Raw genomic sequence first — 20,950 nt, forward strand, 5'->3', positions numbered from 1 at the left:
AAATAAAATATGGATGATTATTCATTATGTCTAATGAAGTGAAAAAAAACGAAGAGCTGATTGAAAAGTTAGTTAGTGTTAAAAGGCACTCAAAAACAGTAAAAGGTGGTAGAATTATGAGCTTTGCTGCTTTAACTGTTGTTGGTGATGGTAAAGGTAGAATTGGTGTTGGTAGAGGTAAGTCAAGGGAAGTACCTGCTGCTATCCAAAAAGCTATGGAAAACGCTAAAAAGAACATGGTGTCAGTAAACTTAAACAATGATACATTGTGGTATCCTGTGATGTCTAATCACGGTGCTTCTAAAGTATTCATGCAACCAGCATCTGCGGGTACTGGTATTATTGCTGGTGGTGCTATGCGTTCTGTTTTTGAAGCAGTTGGTGTACACAACGTTTTAGCAAAAACATATGGCTCAACTAATCCAGCTAATGTTGTCAGAGCAACTATTGTAGGTTTGGCAAAAATTAAATCACCAGAAGAGATCGCTGAGAAAAGATGTCTTTCTGTTGAAGAGATTCAGGGGTAATTAGAAATGACTCAAGCTAAAACATTTAAAGTTACCTTAGTAAAAAGCCTAATTGGTCGTAAAGAAAATCACATAGCTTCAGCTAGAGGTTTGGGCCTAAGAAAAATTAACCATACAGTAGAAGTGCTAGATACTCCTAAGAATCGTGGTATGGCTAACAAAATATATTATATGGTTAAGATAGAGGAGTAGTATAAAATGAAATTAAATAAACTTGCTCCTGCTGCTGGCTCAAAGAGCTCTCCAAAAAGACTAGGTCGTGGTATCGGAAGTGGTTTAGGTAAAACTTCTGGTAAAGGTCACAAAGGTCAAAAAGCGCGCTCAGGTGGCTATCATAAAGTAGGTTTTGAAGGCGGACAAATGCCTTTACAAAGAAGACTACCAAAATTTGGTTTTACTTCTGCATCTAAAAGATATGTTGTTGAGATCAGACTTCATGAATTAAATAATGTCGTTGCTGATAAGGTTACATTAGATACTCTAAAAGATTTTGGTCTTATTAGAAAAGATATCAAGACAGTAAAAGTAATAGCTAGTGGAGAGATCCAAAAAGCTTTTAGATTAAAAGGTATAGCTTGTACAAAAGGTGCTAAAGAAGCTATAGAAAAAGCTAGTGGTAAAGTAGAGTAAGATTAAAGATATGTCAAAGTATAATAGTGCTTCTGGTACAACAGGTGAATTAAAATCTAGACTAATTTTTGTAGTTATTGCTATCTTGGTATTTAGACTTGGAGTGTATATTCCTATACCAAATATAGATTCTACTAAGTTGGTGGAGATTATTTCAAATCAACACTCATCGACTGGTGGTTTGATGAGTATGTTTAATATGTTCTCTGGTGGCGCTCTTACTCAAATGAGTATCTTTGCATTGGGTGTGATGCCTTATATTTCGGCATCTATCATTTTTCAGATGCTTTCGTCTGTATATCCAAAATTTATAGAGCTAAAAAAAGAAGGTGAGTCTGGTCAAAAGAAAATCACTCAATACTCAAGATATTTAACTCTTGCTTTGGCTATAATACAATCATTTGGTATTGTTGCATTTGTATTACATCAAGATGGTTTGGTAACTACAAACAATATTGCGTTATTCTATTTGACAACTATTGTTTCTGTTACAACAGGTAGTATGTTTTTGATGTGGTTAGGTGAGCAAATTACTGAAAGAGGTGTGGGAAATGGTATTTCACTACTAATCTTCTCAGGTATTGTTGCTAACTTACCGTTTGAAATTTCAAACACTTTGTCTCAAGCAAATCAGCATGTAATATCTTACTTGTCTGTATGGGTGCTTTTAATTTTGCTACTATTAGTTATTGCATTTGTAGTATTTATGGAAAGTGCTCAAAGAAAAATTACAGTAAACTATGCTAAGAGACAGCAGGGTAGAAAAATGTTTGCTGCTCAGACTAGTCACTTACCACTAAAATTAAACATGGCAGGTGTAATTCCAGCGATTTTTGCATCATCAATATTGATGGTTCCTGGAGTGTTGTTTGGATGGTTATCTAACTATAACTCACTTAGCTGGTTAGCAGATATTGTAGAAATGTTGCAGCCAGGCAGTATAGTTTATACAGTAGTTTTTGCTGCGACAATTATCTTTTTCTGTTTCTTTTATACTTCATTAGTATTTAATCCAAAAGAGACAGCAGATAATTTAAGGAAATCAGGTGCTTATATATCTGGTGTGAGACCTGGTGAGCAAACAGCTAAGTATATAGATGCAGTTATGACTAGATTAACTTTGGTTGGTTCACTGTATATCACAGCTATATGTTTATTGCCAATTTTTGTAGTGAAGTTCTTTGCCCAAGGATTATCATTCACATTTGGTGGTACGTCTTTGCTGATTGTAGTAGTTGTGATGATGGACTTTATGGCTCAAGTTAGATCGCATATGATGTCAACACAATATGATTCTTTACTAAAGAAAGCAAATCTTAGTGGTAAGAAAAAATAGAGAGATATTTTGGAGAAATTATAATGAAAGTTAGAGCTTCAGTTAAAAAAATGTGTAGAAACTGTAAAGTTATAAAACGCAACAGAGTAGTTCGTGTGATATGTACAGACCCTAGACATAAGCAAAGACAAGGTTAGTCAGTCAAGTATAGAATAAAGCTTGATTATTTGTTTTTAAAAAGTTATCCTAGCAAGTTACAAATTGCATGAGATAGCAACTAAATTAAGAATAATTATTAGGAGTGAAGTAGATGGCTCGTATAGCTGGTGTTAATATTCCTGTTCATAAGCATACAGTGATAGGATTAACTTCAATTTATGGAATAGGTAAAACAAGAGCGCAACAAATTTGCCAGTCTTGCAATGTAAATCCGACTGTTAAAATCAAAGATTTGACTGAAGAGCAAGTTGAATCTTTAAGAACAGAGGTTGCTAAATTTACGGTAGAAGGTGATTTACGCCGTGAAGTTTCTATGGACATAAAGAGACTTATGGACTTAGGATGCTTTAGAGGTAGAAGACATCGTCGTAGCCTTCCTGTAAGAGGACAAAGAACGAAGACTAATGCACGTACTCGTAAGGGTCCAAGAAAGCCAATTAAGGCGTAAATACAATTATAACTATAAGATTAAAGGGTAGATTATATGGCTAAGTCTGTTAGATCATCAAAGAAAAAAGTAAAAAGAGTAGTGACTGATGCGGTTGCTCATATTTACTCATCTTTTAATAACACTATAGTAACTATTACAGATAGACAAGGTAATGCTTTATCTTGGGCAACTTCTGGTGGTAGTGGCTTTAGAGGTTCGAAAAAAAGTACACCTTTCGCTGCTCAGGTTGCAGCTGAGAGAGCTGCTGATATGGCTCTTGAGTATGGTGTAAAAAATGTAGATGTTTTAGTAAAAGGACCAGGTTCAGGTAGAGATTCTGCTGTTAGAGCTTTAAATGCTAAAAACTTAAAAGTAACAAGCATAACAGATGTGACTCCATTACCTCATAATGGTTGCCGTTCTCCTAAGAAACGTCGTGTTTAATATTTTAAAGGGAATTTAATAATGGCTAGATATCTAGGACCAAAGTGTAAGCTTTCTAGAAGAGAAGGTACTGACTTATTTTTTAAAAGTGGTGTAAAAGCTAACGATGAAAAATGCAGAATGAATACTGCACCAGGTCAGCATGGAGCAAGAAGAGCGCGTCTGTCTGACTATGGTTTACAGTTAAGAGAAAAACAAAAAGTGCGTCGTATGTATGGTATTTTAGAAGGACAATTCAAAAAATACTATATCGAAGCTAGCAGAAGAAAAGGTAACACTGGCGCTACATTGTTAGAGCTATTAGAGTCAAGATTAGACAATGTTGTTTACAGAATGGGCTTCGCGGCTACGCGCGCAGAAGCAAGACAGTTAGTAGTTCATAAAGGTATCATAGTAAACGGACATACTTGCAATGTTCCATCTGCTCAAGTAAAAGCTGGTGATGTAGTTGCAGTTAGAGAAAAAGCTAAGAAACAACTAAGAATTCAAAATGCTGTAGGACTTGCTAAACATAGAAAAGAGCTTTCTTGGATTGATGTTAATACTGATTCATTAGAAGGTACTATGAAATCTTCACCAGATAGATCTGAGTTATCGGCAGACATAAATGAACAATTAATCATCGAGCTTTACTCTAAGTAATAATTATATTATTATTTTTTAGTGACTCGTTTATAGCCTTATTTCAAGGAGATTTTTTAGTGAGTAATAATAATTCAAAGCAGGAATTTGTACCTAATATACAGCTTAAAGAAGATTTAGGAGCTTTTGGTTATAAAGTTCAACTTTCTCCTGTAGAAAAAGGTATGGCTCATATCCTTGGTAACTCTATTAGAAGGATTTTATTATCTTCACTATCAGGAGCATCTATAATTAAAGTAAACATCGCTAATGTATTACATGAGTACTCTACTTTAGAAGATGTCAAAGAAGATGTTGTTGAAATTGTTTCTAATTTGAAGAAGGTTGCGATAAAACTTGATAAAGGTATAGATAGACTAGATCTGGAACTATCTGTAAATAAATCAGGCGTAGTTACCGCTGGAGAATTTAAGACAACTCAGGGTGTGGAAATAATAAATAAAGAGCAGCTAATAGCTACTTTGACAAACCCACGAGCATTTAGCTTAACTGCTACTGTAAACGTAGGTAGAAATGTAGGAATACTATCTGCTATACCAACAGAACTTGAGACAATTGGTGATATAGCTGTAGATGCTGATTTTAATCCTATTAAGAGAGTTGCTTTTGACGTTTTTGATAATGGTGATAGTGAAACTCTGGAAGTATTTGTAAAGACAAATGGTACTGTGGAGCCACTAGCAGCTGTTACGAAAGTTTTAGAGTATTTCTGTGAGCAAATATCAGTATTTGTATCTCTTAGAGTGCCTAGTAATGGTAAAACAAGGGATGTATTAATAGATTCTAATATTAATCCTATTCTTCTTAAGCCAATTGATGATTTAGAGTTGACTGTTAGATCATCTAACTGTCTACGTGCAGAGAACATTAAATATCTTGGTGATTTAGTACAGTATACAGAATCACAGCTTATGAAGATACCTAACTTAGGTAAGAAATCTCTTAATGAGATCAAACAAATTTTAATAGATAATAACTTATCTCTAGGTGTCCAAATTGACAATTTTAGAGAGCTAGTTGAAGGAAGATAACAATATAGTAATCATATAATATTAACTATAAAGGAGTAATTACTATGAGACACCGTAAGCAAGGTAGAAAGTTTGGTAGAACTAGTAGTCATAGAAAAGCTATGTTTAAGAACATGTCAGCTTCTTTGATTAATCATGAGGTTATCAAAACTACTTTACCAAAAGCTAAAGAATTAAGAACAATCATTGAGCCTTTAGTAACTTTAGCTAAGAGAGAGCATAAGTTAAGAAACAAACTAGACACTAGTTCAAATGAGTTTAAAGCTCAGTCAGTTGCTTTAAGAAGACAAGCTTTTGATTTTTTAAGAAATAAAGCTGCGGTGACTAAACTTTTTGAAGAGTTTGGTGCCCGTTATGTAGAAAGAGCTGGTGGTTATACTAGAATTCTTAAGTGTGGTTATAGGTTCGGTGATAAAGCACCTATGGCTTATATCGAATTAGTAGATAGACCACAAGTTGAAGCAACTGCCAACGAAGAATAGTTCTTTTGTATTTTATTCAAATCTCATTCCTTAAAAATAATTCTTTTGTTCTGATAAATTTTTCTAGTTTTTGCATGTTTGTGTGTAAATATAAATGTAAAAAATTACTTGAAAAAACTAGCTACTACTCTCATATAGTTATTTGTTTAGAATTCTTTATAAATGTATAACAAGAGAGGGTTATATAAATGTCAGAAAAAAAATATACTTTTGAAACTGAGGTAGATAAATTACTTCATCTTGTAATTCATTCGTTATATTCAAATCGTGAAATCTTTCTAAGAGAGCTGGTATCTAATAGCTCAGATGCTATAGAGAAGCTTAGATATGAGAATATTTCTAATGCAGAATTAAGTGAAGGTGATACTGATTATGCAATCAAAATTGATTTTGATAAGTCTACTAAAACTATTACTATTAGTGATAATGGTATCGGTATGACTGAAGAAGAGGTTATCGAAAACCTTGGTACAATTGCAAAGTCAGGAACTAAGAAATTTTTAGAAAGCCTAACTGGTGATAAAAGTAAAGATAATGAGCTTATTGGTCAGTTTGGTGTTGGTTTTTATTCATCATTTATAGTTGCTGATAAGGTTACTGTTAGAACTAGAAAAGCTGGTCAAGATAAAGAGCGAGCTATTAAGTGGGTTTCTGATGCACAAAATGGCTTTACAGTAGAAACAATAACTAAAGAAAAACGTGGTACAGAGATAATCCTTCATATCAAAAAAGAGCATTTAGACTTGCTAGAATATCATGTGCTTAAAGGTTTAGTTAATAAATACTCAGACTGTATCAATACACCAATTCAGATGAAGAAGGTTGAGTACAATAAGGATGGCAAACAAACTATCAAAGATGAATATGAAACGGTAAATAATACTAAAGCTATTTGGATAAGATCAAAAGATGAAATAACTTATGAAGAATATCAGGAGTTTTATAAGTATATTTCACATGATTTTGCTGATGCTTTAATGTGGATACATAATAAAGTTGAAGGTAACCTTGAGTATAATAGCTTACTATATATTCCACAAAATAAACCTTTTGATTTCTGGAATAGAGATAAAGACTATGGTTTATCACTGTATGTGCGCAGAGTATTTATTATGGAGAATAAGGAGCTATTACCTCTATACCTAAGATTTGTAAAAGGCGTAATAGATTCTGCTGACTTACCGCTAAATGTATCACGAGAGATACTACAGCATAATAAAGTTATCGATAAGATTAAAAAAGCGATAACTACTAAAATTCTAAGCGAACTTAAGAAGCTAACTAGTAAAGATAAGGAAAAATACCAAAAATTCTGGGATAATTTTGGTCAGGTTCTTAAAGAAGGCGTTTCAGATGACTACTCAAATAAAGAGAAGATTGCTGGGCTGTTAAGATTTGCTACTACAGAAAGTGGTGACTCTAAGCAAACAGTATCATTAGCTGACTATATTTCACGCATGAAAGAAGGTCAAGATACTATTTACTATATTACTTCTGGTAGCTATAGGGCTGCTGCAAATAATCCTCAACTTGAAGCATTCAAGAAGAAGGATATAGAAGTAATCCTAATGTCAGATAGAATCGATGAGTGGATGATGTCTACTCTAACTGAGTTTGATGGTAAGCATATGAAGTCAATTATCAAGGGTGATATTGATCTTGATAAATTTGAAACTCCAGAAAACAAAGAGAAATTTGAGAAAGAGTCAAAAGATTTTGAGAAAGTTCTAAAAGAGATTAAAGAAGTTCTTAAAGATAAGGTCGAGGATGTACGCCTATCTAAGCGTCTAACAGATTCTCCAAGCTGTGTGGTTGTTAATGACTATGGCATGAGTCTACACATGCAGAAGATGATGGAAGAAGCTGGACAGACATTTATGCCTGGTATGGGTATGAAGCCTATATTAGAGCTTAATGCTGAGCATAATTTAGTGCAGAAACTAAAAGATGAAGCTGATACGGAAATCTTTGCAGATATCTCTAACTTGTTACTTCTTCAAGCAATGTTTGTTGAAGGTGCTAAGATAGAAGATCCAATGGCTTTTGTTAAGTTGATAAATAAGTATATCAAGTAAGTTTTCTTTTATTTTTTCTTAATTCTATAAATTCTGAATAATTTTTGTTAAAAAGTTGGTATTAAAACTTATAAGTCCATAGAGCTTGTCAAAGTGAGCTTATGCTATAAACTGTTAACGATTTCTAATGCTCAATCATCTTTGGACCCGTCCAATCTTATAGGCTACCCCTCTAGCGGAGGGGAATTTTTCAAAATAGTCATTCCGGACTTGATTCGGTATCTCTTGGATTGACATATATCTTTTTTAGCTATATAAAGATTCCATAATGACTTATTAGTGTTGGTTAAGAACTCCCCCATCAACCTAAAGATTGCCACCCCTTCAAAATTTGAAGGGAAATTTGGTTATAGTTCTGATAGTTTCAATAGTATCAATCAACTTATTTTACAAAGCTTGTATTGACTAAATTAGCAGTCTTAAGAATTATAGTGACAGATATAGAATTTGTCCATACAATAAAATATTACTTATAACCAATATAAACAGCAACAATTATTATAATAGAGCTTAAAGTCATCAGATACAGATAGAATTTAAAGATAAATTTTAGCCATAAACTAATAAGGTATTCTGCAATACCTAAAATCGCCATTAGTGTTACTAATGTTGGCATTAAACAATGTGTCCAGCCATCTACCGAACTAGAATCCTAAAACAGCAATTTGTCTGCTTAGCCCTGTTAAATCTGCTAGTGGCGACATAATCGGCATTGTCAATGTCGCCTGACCTGAGCCAGATGTGACAAAGAAGTTAAAGATTGATTGTAAGAAAAACATTCCTAGTGTTGATACATACTGATTAGTGCCAGAAATAGTCTCAGATGCATAATGTAAGATAGTATTTAGGCATTGTATAATCTTCGGGGTTTGAGCCACCTATCAGATAGATTAGACCATAAGCAAAGCCAATTACTAAACGCACTGGTAGCATATCTTTAGCATTTTCTTTAAAGGCATTGATAGTAAAGCTTAGTGTCATACCATTTACTTTACCAATTACTGCAAACAAACCAGTTAAAAGCCCTAGGATTGTAAAAGGTGTTACAATCTCTGGTATGTAATAACCAAGTTCTACAATACCATATACTAAACATACGATAGTAACTATTACACTAGCAAGTACTAGCCATGAATAGATACACATATTTTGAGTTTGCTCAAGACTATGTTCATCTGAGTTTCTATAAAAGTTATCATAGATATACTTGGTGATGATTGTGGTTTCTTTTGTATTTTTAACGTATAAAAGACTGTAAAGATACTTATCGATAATGTAAATATAAACCATATGATTATTTCTAAATAGACTTCCTGATAAGATTGGAAGTTCGGCGATTCCTTGTGCGATAATGATAGAGAAAGGATTCATCCAAGAAGTTGAAAAACCAATTTGAGTAGCTAGGTATATAACCATAGTACAAGTTAGAGCATCAGAACTTATAAGTATAAAAATAGGTACTAATAAGCAGAATAAAAGGTATCGTCTCTTCACCTATACTAAATACAGCTCCACCTAAAGAAAAGATAAAACATAAAACAGGTAGTAAGACAATTTTATTATTTTGAAATTTATTAACAACACGAAGTATCGATTAATCAATTACTTTTGTCCGAAGAAAGTACATCAAAAGAGCCACCAATAATTAGTAAAAAAGCAATAACAGCAACCCACACCACCATCTTTAGAGCCCAAGGTAATAACATTATAAATAAAGTTTGTAAAACCTCTATTTTCAGCATTTTCAGTTGCAAATATTTTAATAGGAGCTGTTTTAGCATTACCTTGAGAGTCTAGTTTGTATCTAAAACTATCTGCAATAAGTACACTTCTTGAATATGTCTGACCATCAAGGAGTACTGAATCTTTTTTACATCAAATTTACACCTACAGGGACAAAGTAACTAGCTAATGCTACAAGTATAGCTATACATAACAATATACACTAGTGTATCCGGCATTTGTATTTTTCTGAAATTTCTCATTAGTGAAATTTATTTATTGAGTTGTGTATTTAGATTATAAGTATTTACTAGCAAATGAGTATAAAAATCATAATTACTTGAATATTTTTTTAAATATTTTAAAACGTTTTGCGTTATAGTTGTCACATTTGTTTTGATAGAGGTTGGACTCTAACGTTATGGTAATCTAGTTATGATGATATAACGGTGATCTTTTATCATTTAGTAAAAAGTTAACTAATAATACTGTATTTTATAATGGTAACATTTTTAGAAAAATGTTACCATTATGTTCCATGATTTTTTATATTTTCATGTGTCCAAATGAATTCTAATACTAAAATTATTTTTGTCACAGGTGGGGTGGTATCCTCGCTTGGTAAGGGTGTAACAGCAGCATCTTTGGCTACTCTCTTAGAAAGTCGTGGTCTTAATGTAACAATGATGAAGCTTGATCCATATATCAATGTTGATCCAGGCACTATGAGTCCTTTGCAACATGGTGAAGTTTTTGTAACTGAAGATGGTGCAGAGACTGATCTTGATTTAGGTCATTATGAGCGTTTTATCCGCAATAAGATGACTCAAGCAAATAACTTCACAACAGGTAAGGTCTACCAAAGTGTTTTAAGAAGAGAGCGTAAAGGCGATTATCTAGGAGCTGCTATTCAAGTAATTCCACATATCACTGATGAGATCAAGAGACGTATTTGTAGTGGGATTGCAGATGATGTCGATGTTGCAATTGTTGAGATTGGCGGAACGGTTGGTGATATCGAGTCACAACCATTTTTAGAGGCGATTAGACAGCTAAGAATAGAGTTAGGCAGAAATAGAACGCTATTTGTGCATTTAACTCTTTTACCTTATATAAAAGTTGCTGGTGAGCTCAAGACAAAACCAACACAGCATTCTGTTAAGGAGTTAAGAGGTATTGGAATTCAGGCTGATGTAATAGTTTGTCGATGTGAGAAGAAGTTTGATGATAGTGAAAAGCGTAAAATTGCACTGTTTACCAATGTTGATCAGGACTGTATATTTACAGCAGAAGATGTTGATACGATTTATGAAGTTCCGCTTAAGTATAATCAACAGGGTTTTGATGCAAAGCTTGTTGAGCTTTTAAAATTACATACTAAAGAAGCTGATCTATCTGAATGGCAAAATGTTGTAAATACTATTAGAAATGTCAAAGGTGAAATCACTATTGCGATGGTTGGTAAGTATGTTTCATTAACAGAGGCATATAAATCACTAAATGAAGCTCTGTATAATGCTGGCTATAAAAAAGGTGTCAAAGTAAAAATAAAGTTTGTTGATTCTGAAGATGTTATTGAGAGTAATGTTGAATCGTACTTCAAAGATGTTGCTGCTATTTTGGTGCCAGGTGGCTTTGGTAGTAGAGGTGTTAAAGGTAAGATAACTTCAATAAAATATGCTAGAGAAAATCAGGTTCCTTTTTTGGGAATATGTCTAGGAATGCAGTTGGCTGTTATAGAATATGCTAGAAATATTTTAGGCATAAAGAATGCTCATTCTAGTGAGCTAGAGCCAACGACAGCAAATCCAGTAATTGGATTAATAACAGAATGGCAAGCAGAAGATGGTACAGTTCATCAAAGAACACATAATTCAGATTTAGGTGGAACAATGCGCCTAGGCGGCTATAAATGTGTCTTAAAGCAAGGCTCGCGTGCCAGAGACATATATCAAGCTGATGAAGTAGTCGAAAGACATCGTCACCGCTACGAGGTAAATAGTAACTATGTTGAGCGCCTTGAAGAAGCGGGTTTGATTTTCTCAGGAAGATCTGAAGATAATAAATTAATGGAGCTTATCGAAATTCCTCAGCATAAATGGTTTATAGCATGTCAAGCACATCCGGAGTTTACTTCTACACCAAGATATGGACATAAATTGTTTGAGTCCTATATTCAGGCAGCTATCGAAAATTCTAATAATTAATCACTAGTTTTGATATTTCATGAATAAAAGTGCTATAATTTGACTTAATTAACTATTGGAGAATAATTTTAAATGACTAAGCAAAGAACTTTATCTATAATTAAGCCAGATGCTGTAGAGAAAAGTGTAATTGGTGAGATCTATAGCCGTTTTGAGAAAGCAGGATTAAAGATTATTGCAGCTAAAATGAAATATTTGTCAAAAGCAGAAGCTGAAGGTTTTTATGCTGTACATAAAGATAGACCTTTTTTTAGTGCACTTGTTGAGTTTATGATTTCTGGTCCTGTGATGATACAGGTTTTAGAAGGTGAAAATGCTATTGCAAAAAACCGTGAATTAATGGGGGCAACAAACCCTAAAGAAGCTAAAGCAGGCACTATTAGAGCTGATTTTGCTGATAGTATTGATGCAAATGCTGTCCATGGTTCAGATGCAGAAGATACAGCAGCACAAGAGATAAGATATTTCTTTAGTGATACTGACATTTTCGGCTAAGATATATCTAATCTAAATATTTAGGAGGAGATTGAGAATGAGTTGGTTAACTAGAGTAATTGGTAGAAGTCTTGGTTTAGAAGCACAGAAAAAAGATATGCCATCTGGAGTTTGGAGTCAGTGCCCTAACTGTGGTGTGACTCTGTATTCAGAAGAGCTGCATAACAATAAGTCAGTATGTCCAAGCTGTAATTATCATTATAGAATATCTGCTAGACATAGACACAACCTATTTTTTGATAGAGATAGTACAAAAGAGCATTTTGCAAATGTTTCACCTGTCGATATGCTTAAGTTCAAAGATACAAAAACTTATAAGGATAGGTTAGCTCAGGCACAGAAGAAAACTGAAGAACAAGATGCTTTAGTAGTAATGGAAGGCACAGTTAAAGGTTTTCCTGTAGTTGCTGCAGCGTTTAACTTTATGTTCTTAGGTGGTTCTATGGGTTCAGTAGTGGGTGAGAAGTTTGTTAGAGGTGTCAAGCTTGCTATTGAGAAAAAAGTACCATTTATCTGTTTCACAGCAAGTGGTGGTGCTAGAATGCAGGAATCATTGTTCTCGCTAATGCAGATGGCAAAGACTAGTGCAGCTTTACAAAAATTAGCAGAAGCTAAACTACCATACTTGGTGGTTTTGACAGATCCAACGACTGGTGGTGTGTCGGCTTCACTTGCTATGCTTGGTGATATCCATATTGCAGAGCCAAAAGCTTTGATTGGATTTGCTGGTCCGCGTGTAATTGAGCAAACTGTAAGAGAAAAACTACCTGAAGGTTTTCAGAGAAGTGAGTTTTTGGTAGAGAAAGGTATGGTTGATATGATTGTTGATCGTAGAAACTTAAGAAGTGAAGTTGCTAAACTAATAGATAAACTAATACCTAACCTTACAAAAATAAACTATTCTCAACCTTTAGAATATAAGTCTGAACAAAAAGTTTAACTTCATAATTAAAAAAAATGAGTATCGAAATTAAAATAGCTAAATTAATGGCTAAGTCTGATGCTCTCTATTGTGATCTTCTTGATTTATCACTAATTCTTAATAAATTTAATTTTGCTAAGAAGTTTAAAGTTATAACTATAGCTGGTACTAACGGTAAGGGTACGACAGTAGCTATGCTAGAAGAGCTTCTTGTAACAAATAATAAGAATGTTTTAAGTTACACTTCACCACATGTTTTTAAATTTAATGAAAGAATATCATTAAACAAACAACCGATATGTGATAGTGTTCTTTTGGAGATACTAGAGAGATTAGAAGAATTAACACCTAAATATCGCCTTTCGTATTATCAGATTGCTTTTTTATGCCTTTGTATCTACTCGCAGAGAGTGGAGCTTGATTATCTGATTTTAGAAGTTGGTATTGGTGGTAGATTAGATGCAGCAAATATAATTGATGCTGATATAACAGCTATTACAAATATTGATTTTGATCATTGTGAGATATTGGGCGATACTCTTGATAAGATAGGTTTTGAGAAGGCTGGAATATCAAGGTCACAAGTTCCGCTTTTTCTAGGTTCACAAATGCCACAAAGTGTTTATGAGTATGCACAAACAGTAGGGGCAATAATTTATCAAAATAGCTATGAGTATAGCTCAAAACAGTGTTTTGCTCATAGTTATAATATTGCCATGGGGATAGCAGAATATCTTTTTTATAGAATGCAGATAGCATATATTCCAAATCTTGAGGGTATAAGAGCAAGAGCAAGGTTCGCAATACTAAAGAATGATTCGCTAAATAACAGTCATGTTGTTGTTGATGTTGGCCATAATCCCGCTTCTGTTAGGCATTTGCTCGAACTCTTAAAGAGTAAATTTGCAGACAGAAAGATTCGTTATGAGGCAATATTTGGTATTTTAGCAAGTAAGGACATACGCGAAGTGCTTAATATAGCTAAAGAGCATATCTATAAGTGGGATGTGATAGACCTTAAATATCTAGATCAAAGAGCAACTGACCTTGAAAAGATAAAACAAGAATTTAAATTACAACATATAATTCGTGTAGATTATAACAAAGATCTAAGCAGTGTTTATCTATCAAAAAAAGATACGGCCACGGTAGTATTTGGATCTTTTGTATTAGCAGGAGAGTTTATAAGACATTATGAAAAGTATACTAGTAAATGATGAAGATCAAATGTATCAATTTGCCAAAGAGTATGCCAAACAGCTACAGCCTGGCCAAATTATTTATTTGTACGGTGATTTAGGTGCAGGTAAAACTACATTTGTCAAAGGTATACTCAAAGCACATGGCTATAGTGGCAACGTTAAAAGTCCTACTTATACCCTAGTTGAGAGTTATAAGTTCGACGAATTTTATATTTATCATTTTGACTTATATAGGTTGGCTGATCCAGAAGAGTTAGAATGGATAGGCGCGCGTGATTATTTTAATCAAAATGATATCTGTTTTATCGAATGGCCTGACAAAGGTAAAGGTTTTTTGCCACTAAATACGACTAAAATACATATAAAATATCTAGCCCAAGGTAGACAGGTCGATTTTTACTAAAAATCTCTGTAAATATTATGTAAAATTGTATTATACTTTTAAAAATGTGACACTTGATGTTTTTGTATTGCAGGAGAGAAATATATGAAAGCTAGATTTATAATTGCTTTTTTATCAGTATTGTTTTTTAGTTCATCATATGCAACTTTAGAGCAATGTTATAAAGATGGTGTAAATCAAGATTATGAAAAAGTTTTGGAGTCTTGTAAATCATATTTGAAAACTGACGCACGTGCAACAGGGCTTCTAGCCGAAGCAAATGTTCAGCTTGATTCAAGTGATAAAGTAGCTCTAGAAGATGCACTATGGGCAGTAAATTTTTATCAAAAAAATGGTGTGCCAAAAGATCCAGAAGGTGCTAGATCATACTCATATTTAGTGTATTTGATTGGTGAGTTATATTTCTTTGGTTCAGATGATGTTAATGTCGATCAGAAAAAAGGCATACAATATATCATAAAATCAGCTAATTTGGGCTACGATATTGCGCAAAATCAGCTAGGTAACCTTTATGTCAGAGCAGGTAAGGTTCCAGGACCAAATTTTGCTAAAGCTTATAAGTGGTATAAGTTGGCTATTGCCAATGGTAGTCTAGATGCACGCAGTGCTTTTCTAATGCATAATGAAAGAAGCTTTATAGAAAACTATCCATACTGTATATCGATTGGTAGAGCACTAATTGGTGATACATATTTAAATGGTTTGGCAGGTTTACCAAAGAGTTCCGATTTTGCGATTGAATGGTATCAAAAAGCATATGAGCTACATCATATCTCTCCTGTAGAAACTGGTCTAGCAAAAGCATATATGACAAAAGGTAATAATAAAATTGCTTATAAGTATGCTCGCGAGGCAATAAAACAGCCATATGCTCCAGCATTCGTTGTAATCGCAGACTTGACAGATAATAAAATAGCTAAATATGCTTATTTAGCAGAAGCTGTTGAGCTATATAAAAATCCAGCACTTAAATTCTGGAGCCAGTTTAATGAGTACTGTATGCCAGATATTTTTGACAATGGTCTTAAACAAGCACAACAGAAATTATCTGAAATTAAATTATCAAAGCAAGAGTTAGAGCTTGCTAATAAAGAGCAACAAAGTTTGAGAAGTAATTGGAAGAGTGTGACAGATTCTAAATAGAGCTTATCTATTTTACTAAAAAATGAAAAAATTCTTCTCTAATAGTTTAATTGTTTCAATTTTTCTATTTTTATCAAAACTACTTGGCTTTGTTAGAGATTTACTATTAGCAAGCTTTTTTGGTAGTGGTATATCGTTACAGGCATTTTTAGTAGCTTTTAGATTCCCTGAGTTTATGCGTAAGGTGACATCATCTGGAACGCTAACACAAATTATTAATCCATATCTAAATAGAAAGATTAATCAGAGAAACAAAAACTTTATTATAACAATTTTATATTTTATAGCGTTGTTTTTGCTTGTTGTTACACTATTGGCGATAGTATTTAGTAATATCTGGGTTGGTATCTATGCATATGGTCTAGTTGATGATGAGAGTGTCTTGACGTTAATAAAAAGTATGTTTGTAATAATGATACCATACCTACTTTTTAACGGTGTGATTGGTGTAATATCAGCAATTTTAAATAGCTACAGTAGGTATCTTTTATCATCATTATTACCAATAGTTTTTAATGTGGTTATGATTTTAGGAATAGTTATATCACCGAAATGTAGTATACCTATATATAGTGTTGCTTATGCTGTTTTGTTAGCCGGTATTATTCAAGTGACTATTGGTGGATATAGCCTTATAAAATTAATAGGTAAAATTAATCTTAGTAGTAATATCTGTTTAGTCAAAGATAGTCGCACAAAGATTTTTTTGTGTAAACTACCTTTGGCTTTTCTTGGTACTGCAATACTACATATTAATGGACTTGTTGAGACATTTTTTGCATCATTTTTATTCTCGGGAAGTCTAGCTTGGTTATATTATGCTGATAGAGTCAATCAGTTTTTGTATGGTGTCTTTGGTACGGCGATAGCTACGGTGATGATTCCATATTTAATTGATTGCAAAAGGGATAAACAGAAGTTTTTTAAGACTTTGGCATGGATTATAAGATTTACACTGTTAGTGACAATCCCAGCTATAGTTGGTTTATTTGTACTAGCAAAGCCTATAGTTATTTCATTATTTTATTATGGTGAATTTAGTTTAAATGATGTTGATTTTACTTATTTAGCAATGCTTGGATATTTACTATCATTATTTTGTTTTGTAGTGGTTAGAGTTATTGTCTCGGCACTTTATGCACAAAATAAGACAATAATAGTTTTCTACATAAGTTTAATATGTTTGATAACGACAATATGCTTAAATATATTTATTGTGCATTTTTTTAGTGGTGATAAATATGCTTTTATCTATTTGGCATCAGCTAGTTCATCTGTGGCGTTACTAAATTTATTTATCCAACTCTGGGTACTTTGTGATTTTAAATTTAAACTATTTATTGTTACTTATTTACCTTTTATGACAATTATTAAAATTACAGTTGCCAGTGCAGCTATGATTTTGGTATTAAAATTATTTAATCTAAGTGATAGTTATTGGATTACATTATCAATGTTTGGTAGGCTCAAGAGTATAGCTTTGATAGTGTTTATAGGAGTATGTATTTACTTAGTAACTATGCTGCTATTAGCAAGGATGAAATCTTTAAAAACACTAGATCAATAATTTATTAACTAGTTTATAATCATTAGTGAAAAACTTATTTAGGATAATAATGTACGATTTCAAAAAGATAAACAATCTGCGTGGAATAGAGAGAGAAACTTTAAGAGTTACTAACTGTGGTAGCTTTGCAACTTCTCATCATCCTGGCGGTTTAGGTCATAAATTGACTAATAGCAGTATTACTGTTGATTTTTCTGAAAATTTGCTTGAGATAATAACTAAACCACATGATAGTATAGATAAAGCAATTGATGAACTATATCAACTTTCGGCATTTACTTTAGAGAATATGTCCAGTGATGAAATTATTCTCAATACTAGTATGCCGTTGTCTGCTAATGTTAATGATATACAGGAAGCAGATTTTGGTAGCTCAAACTCCGGGCGAATGAAGCGTGTCTATCGTAAAGGATTATCTGCGAGATATGGTAAAATAATGCAGATAATTTCTGGGATACATTATAATTTTTCTTTTGATAAAGATTTAATTACTAATATTGCAGCTAAAAAGCAAATATCAACATCTGATATTTATTTTGATGTACTTAATAACTATTTTGAGTGTATGTGGCTATTACCGTATCTTTTCGGTGCTAGTCCTATATGTGCTAAGACTTCTATTAAGAATAAAACTAATTATTTATTAGCTTTAGATAATGAGTTTTATATTGGCAGATACGCTACTAGCTTGAGAATGAGTGATCTTGGTTATACAAGCCAAGCACAAAAAGATTTAGCAATATCATATGATAATGTTAAGACATACGTCAAAGATCTAATACAAGCGACTAATGATGTCTTTGATGATTATAAACGTATAGGTCTTTATAATTCTCAAGGGCAAAGGATACAGCTAAATAATAGTATTTTACAAATAGAAAATGAATATTACAGTGCAATTAGACCTAAGCAAATTGCCAAAAGAGGTGAGAGACCTGCTTGTGCATTATATAACCGCGGTGTTGAGTATATCGAGGTTAGAGTTCTAGATGTTGATCCATTTGAGCCAGTGGGTATAAGTAGAGATACAGCGTTTTTTGTTGAGGCAATGTTGATGACTTGTCTAGAAAAAGATGCTAAAAAATATCATAAAAATATTATAAAACAGGCAAAACAAAATTTAACTGCGGTTGCAATACAAGGGCGTAATCCACAACTTAAGCTTAAAAAACTTGATGATAATAGTGAAATACTTTTAAAAGATTATGCTTTAGAACTATTTTATAAAATTGAGACAGTAGCTAAGAAAATGCCTAAAGAATACTTAGATGCTGTTGAAATACAAAAGCGTAAAGTATTAGATGTCTGGCAAACACCTTCAGCTAGAATAATAGAATTAGCTAGACAGCATGGTTATAAAAATTTTGTCCTAGATATATCTCGCCAAGTGTCGCAACAATTCAGAAGTTATGAGCTTTCATCAGCAATTACAACTAAATTAAAAGAGCAAGCTAGTCAATCTGTTGCTGCAGAAAAAGAATTAGTCACTAATGATAAAATATCCTTAGATGAATATATCAATAAATACTATGAGTCTTTAAAGGGTTGTTGCTAGTTATGGTATAATTTTGATAAAAATTTCTACTATCAAATATGGTTTTATAGATAATTCATCATAAAAATCTCATACTGAATTCGTTTAATGAGCGAGTCGAAGTAAAGTATCTCAATATAAGTATTAATCTTATTAGGATTCGTCAAACGAGTTTATAATGACTATTATTGGCTGTTTATATTGCTTTTATAGTGGTTTAGCTAAATGCTCTTTCAAAGACTCTTGATTTAATCAATAAAAGTTTTATAAAACAAGTTGGCTGAGCCTGCCAAAGCTCTTATATTCTTAGTTTTCAAGGTTGCATTTCGACAACTGGTTAATGAGCTTGTCGATGTACTCAATGCTCTTGTAATATTAAAACCAACACTATTTTTTTAGGTTAATTTCTGGGTTTGAAATAAAAAAAAGATACAAAAAAACCAGCACAGGACTGGTTTAGTTTGCTATGATAAATGAAAAAACAATTATACTTTTTTCATGCCGCCAAATTTCTTCTTGAACTTATCAACACGTCCAGCAGTGTCAACGATTCTTTGCTTACCAGTATAGAATGGGTGACATTCTGAACAGATATCGATGTTCATTTCTTTTTTACCAACTGTTGATCTTGTAACGAAAGTGTTACCACAGCTACAAGTTACAGTTACTTCAGCGTATTTTGGATGAATTTCTTGTTTCATTTTATAGTTTCCTTATTTTTATAATTTGACATCGCCACTTAGACTCTCTCATCTAAGCACCATATCCTTTTTAGTTAGAATAGCTCAACGATTCTAGCCTAAATTATCCACACTATCAAGTTTAATTCGAAGAAATATACTTCTCGCGGCGAATATTTTTAGCGTTAAAGCCAGCTTGTGTAAGCATTTCATATGATTCATCAATCATGTTTGGGTTACCACAAACATAAACAACATCTTTTTCCGGATCTAAACCTATTTTTTCAAATTGGTTTTGCACATATCCTGAAATTTCATAATCTTTAAGATCTTGAGTTTCTCTGCTTAGGCATAGTTTAAAGTGAATATTATGATGCTTTTTAGCAAACTCGATAAAATCATCTTGGTAAAGTGCATCTTTGCGATATTGCACACCTAAAAGAATATGTATCTCAGTACTATCAGCTTTTGCTAGTAGCTCTGGAAACATTGCTCTATATGGAACAATACCTGTACCAGTACCAACTAAAATCAGTTTTCTGATTTCTTCATCTTTTAGGACTAATCTACCAGCTGGTCCCATTGTAGCTGCTGTATCACCAACTTTCATGTTAAAAAAAGTATCTGTTGCGATACCACCCTCGACATAAGTCATACCTATCTCTAAAAACATATTTTCAGAAGGTAATGAGCCTAAGCTGTAGCTTCTACGCTTTATATTGCCTTCTTGATCCGTAAGTAAGAAAGTAATAAATTGTCCTGCAATAAAATCAAGAGGTTTATCATCTGTTTTTTTGAAAACAAAGTGTCTGACTTTGTCCGTAATATCTTTAAAGGATACTAATTCAAGTTCAAATTTTTCTAGTGCCATTTTATGAAAAAATAATATGTATATTTGTAACAACTGTAATTGTATAATAATTTTATCTAGATGATAAGTTTGTATTTGAGATATGTTAAAAATAACCTTAATTTAGAAAATATAAATATTAGAGTTTTTGATTTTAATATATTGGCTATAAAGTGTTATGAAGCTATTGGATTTAGAAAAATTTCAGAAGAGTATATGGATATCCCAAACTTAAATGAGAAGTGGAAAATAATTTCAATGGTTATTGAGATTTAGTAATAAGTTTTTAAATCTAGAAAATGAGTGGTAGCTATGACTGGACTTGAACCAGTGACCCCAGCATTATGAATGCTGTGCTCTAACCAACTGAGCTACATAGCCACAAAAGATGATTGATATTATATGTAATTTATGCAAATTGTCAATATTAATTAATATTGATAGTAAAAAAATATTAGTGATGTTTTAT

At 32.7% G+C, this 20,950-nt stretch carries 25 protein-coding genes, 1 tRNA gene and 1 pseudogene; 20 read left to right on the top strand and 7 right to left on the bottom strand.

What is annotated here, in order from left to right:
• The first annotated feature begins 26 nt into the window (after positions 1–26).
• The 11 genes from rpsE to htpG all read left to right on the top strand — a co-directional run bounded on the left by rpsE (position 27) and on the right by htpG (position 7,756).
• On the top strand, positions 27–527 hold the full coding sequence (gene rpsE, locus C9379_RS03115; RefSeq protein WP_143384877.1) for a 30S ribosomal protein S5: 501 nt from the start codon (positions 27–29) through the stop codon (positions 525–527).
• Positions 528–533: 6 nt separating this feature from the next.
• Positions 534–719, top strand: coding sequence for a 50S ribosomal protein L30 (gene rpmD / locus C9379_RS03120; protein WP_143384878.1), 186 nt, complete (start codon positions 534–536; stop codon positions 717–719).
• 6 nt (positions 720–725) lie between these two features.
• Positions 726–1,157: a 50S ribosomal protein L15 gene (gene rplO, locus C9379_RS03125; RefSeq protein ID WP_143384879.1), complete on the top strand. Its 432-nt coding sequence runs from the start codon at positions 726–728 to the stop codon at positions 1,155–1,157.
• A gap of 10 nt (positions 1,158–1,167) precedes the next feature.
• The gene (secY, locus tag C9379_RS03130) at positions 1,168–2,493 is read left to right on the top strand and encodes a preprotein translocase subunit SecY (RefSeq protein WP_143384880.1); all 1,326 of its coding nucleotides are present in this window, start codon (positions 1,168–1,170) and stop codon (positions 2,491–2,493) included.
• Between the two features lie 23 nt (positions 2,494–2,516).
• The gene (gene rpmJ / locus C9379_RS03135) at positions 2,517–2,630 is read left to right on the top strand and encodes a 50S ribosomal protein L36 (RefSeq protein WP_003017816.1); all 114 of its coding nucleotides are present in this window, start codon (positions 2,517–2,519) and stop codon (positions 2,628–2,630) included.
• A gap of 113 nt (positions 2,631–2,743) precedes the next feature.
• Complete coding sequence (rpsM, locus tag C9379_RS03140; protein ID WP_143384881.1) at positions 2,744–3,100, top strand: 30S ribosomal protein S13; 357 nt, start codon at positions 2,744–2,746, stop codon at positions 3,098–3,100.
• Positions 3,101–3,136: 36 nt separating this feature from the next.
• The gene (gene rpsK, locus C9379_RS03145; RefSeq protein ID WP_143384882.1) at positions 3,137–3,526 is read left to right on the top strand and encodes a 30S ribosomal protein S11; all 390 of its coding nucleotides are present in this window, start codon (positions 3,137–3,139) and stop codon (positions 3,524–3,526) included.
• A 21-nt stretch (positions 3,527–3,547) separates the two neighbouring features.
• A complete protein-coding gene (gene rpsD / locus C9379_RS03150; RefSeq protein ID WP_143384883.1) occupies positions 3,548–4,168 on the top strand; it encodes a 30S ribosomal protein S4 in 621 nt (206 codons plus the stop codon).
• A 59-nt stretch (positions 4,169–4,227) separates the two neighbouring features.
• Complete coding sequence (locus C9379_RS03155) at positions 4,228–5,199, top strand: DNA-directed RNA polymerase subunit alpha (protein ID WP_143384884.1); 972 nt, start codon at positions 4,228–4,230, stop codon at positions 5,197–5,199.
• A gap of 44 nt (positions 5,200–5,243) precedes the next feature.
• The gene (rplQ, locus tag C9379_RS03160) at positions 5,244–5,681 is read left to right on the top strand and encodes a 50S ribosomal protein L17 (RefSeq protein ID WP_143384885.1); all 438 of its coding nucleotides are present in this window, start codon (positions 5,244–5,246) and stop codon (positions 5,679–5,681) included.
• A gap of 188 nt (positions 5,682–5,869) precedes the next feature.
• Complete coding sequence (htpG, locus tag C9379_RS03165) at positions 5,870–7,756, top strand: molecular chaperone HtpG (protein ID WP_143384886.1); 1,887 nt, start codon at positions 5,870–5,872, stop codon at positions 7,754–7,756.
• 644 nt (positions 7,757–8,400) lie between these two features.
• Here the strand turns inward: htpG and C9379_RS03170 are convergent.
• From C9379_RS03170 to C9379_RS03185, 4 genes are read right to left on the bottom strand one after another with little or no spacing between them, the layout of a single operon-like run.
• On the bottom strand, positions 8,401–8,634 hold the full coding sequence (locus tag C9379_RS03170; protein ID WP_318263326.1) for a hypothetical protein: 234 nt from the start codon (positions 8,632–8,634) through the stop codon (positions 8,401–8,403).
• Complete coding sequence (locus C9379_RS03175; protein WP_425536913.1) at positions 8,576–9,172, bottom strand: transporter permease; 597 nt, start codon at positions 9,170–9,172, stop codon at positions 8,576–8,578. The genes C9379_RS03170 and C9379_RS03175 overlap by 59 nt, the downstream gene beginning before the upstream one ends.
• Before the next feature lie 16 nt (positions 9,173–9,188).
• A complete protein-coding gene (locus C9379_RS03180; RefSeq protein ID WP_318263352.1) occupies positions 9,189–9,347 on the bottom strand; it encodes a hypothetical protein in 159 nt (52 codons plus the stop codon).
• A 7-nt stretch (positions 9,348–9,354) separates the two neighbouring features.
• Entirely contained in the window at positions 9,355–9,498 is a 144-nt protein-coding gene (locus C9379_RS03185) for a hypothetical protein (RefSeq protein WP_318263328.1), read from the bottom strand.
• Between the two features lie 546 nt (positions 9,499–10,044).
• Between C9379_RS03185 and pyrG the strand changes: the two genes are divergently transcribed.
• From pyrG to gshA, 8 genes are all read left to right on the top strand, one after another.
• Entirely contained in the window at positions 10,045–11,685 is a 1,641-nt protein-coding gene (gene pyrG, locus C9379_RS03190) for a CTP synthase (protein ID WP_143384887.1), read from the top strand.
• Between the two features lie 72 nt (positions 11,686–11,757).
• Positions 11,758–12,180: a nucleoside-diphosphate kinase gene (ndk, locus tag C9379_RS03195; protein WP_143384888.1), complete on the top strand. Its 423-nt coding sequence runs from the start codon at positions 11,758–11,760 to the stop codon at positions 12,178–12,180.
• 37 nt (positions 12,181–12,217) lie between these two features.
• Positions 12,218–13,120 carry an acetyl-CoA carboxylase, carboxyltransferase subunit beta gene (gene accD / locus C9379_RS03200; protein WP_143384889.1) on the top strand — a complete coding sequence of 301 codons (903 nt, stop codon included), beginning with the start codon at positions 12,218–12,220 and terminating at the stop codon, positions 13,118–13,120.
• A gap of 17 nt (positions 13,121–13,137) precedes the next feature.
• The gene (locus C9379_RS03205; RefSeq protein WP_143384890.1) at positions 13,138–14,319 is read left to right on the top strand and encodes a bifunctional folylpolyglutamate synthase/dihydrofolate synthase; all 1,182 of its coding nucleotides are present in this window, start codon (positions 13,138–13,140) and stop codon (positions 14,317–14,319) included.
• Entirely contained in the window at positions 14,297–14,707 is a 411-nt protein-coding gene (gene tsaE, locus C9379_RS03210) for a tRNA (adenosine(37)-N6)-threonylcarbamoyltransferase complex ATPase subunit type 1 TsaE (protein ID WP_143384891.1), read from the top strand. The genes C9379_RS03205 and tsaE overlap by 23 nt, the downstream gene beginning before the upstream one ends.
• Positions 14,708–14,791: 84 nt before the next feature.
• Entirely contained in the window at positions 14,792–15,850 is a 1,059-nt protein-coding gene (locus C9379_RS03215) for a tetratricopeptide repeat protein (protein WP_143384892.1), read from the top strand.
• Between the two features lie 22 nt (positions 15,851–15,872).
• Complete coding sequence (murJ, locus tag C9379_RS03220) at positions 15,873–17,417, top strand: murein biosynthesis integral membrane protein MurJ (RefSeq protein WP_143384893.1); 1,545 nt, start codon at positions 15,873–15,875, stop codon at positions 17,415–17,417.
• A gap of 49 nt (positions 17,418–17,466) precedes the next feature.
• The gene (gene gshA / locus C9379_RS03225; protein ID WP_143384894.1) at positions 17,467–18,972 is read left to right on the top strand and encodes a glutamate--cysteine ligase; all 1,506 of its coding nucleotides are present in this window, start codon (positions 17,467–17,469) and stop codon (positions 18,970–18,972) included.
• Positions 18,973–19,436: 464 nt separating this feature from the next.
• On the opposite strand, the gene rpmE is transcribed toward gshA, so the two are convergent.
• A complete protein-coding gene (gene rpmE, locus C9379_RS03230; protein ID WP_143384895.1) occupies positions 19,437–19,652 on the bottom strand; it encodes a 50S ribosomal protein L31 in 216 nt (71 codons plus the stop codon).
• A gap of 121 nt (positions 19,653–19,773) precedes the next feature.
• A complete protein-coding gene (locus C9379_RS03235) occupies positions 19,774–20,502 on the bottom strand; it encodes a ferredoxin--NADP reductase (protein ID WP_143384896.1) in 729 nt (242 codons plus the stop codon).
• Between the two features lie 102 nt (positions 20,503–20,604).
• Between C9379_RS03235 and C9379_RS03240 the strand changes: the two are divergent.
• Positions 20,605–20,757: pseudogene (locus C9379_RS03240) on the top strand (GNAT family N-acetyltransferase); the annotation flags it as partial.
• Between the two features lie 28 nt (positions 20,758–20,785).
• Here C9379_RS03240 and C9379_RS03245 read toward each other — a convergent pair.
• Positions 20,786–20,862 (bottom strand) — tRNA-Met (locus tag C9379_RS03245).
• Between the last annotated feature and the right edge of the window lie 88 nt (positions 20,863–20,950).

This window comes from Francisella-like endosymbiont, assembly GCF_003069505.1.
Classification (GTDB): Bacteria; Pseudomonadota; Gammaproteobacteria; order Francisellales; family Francisellaceae; genus Francisella.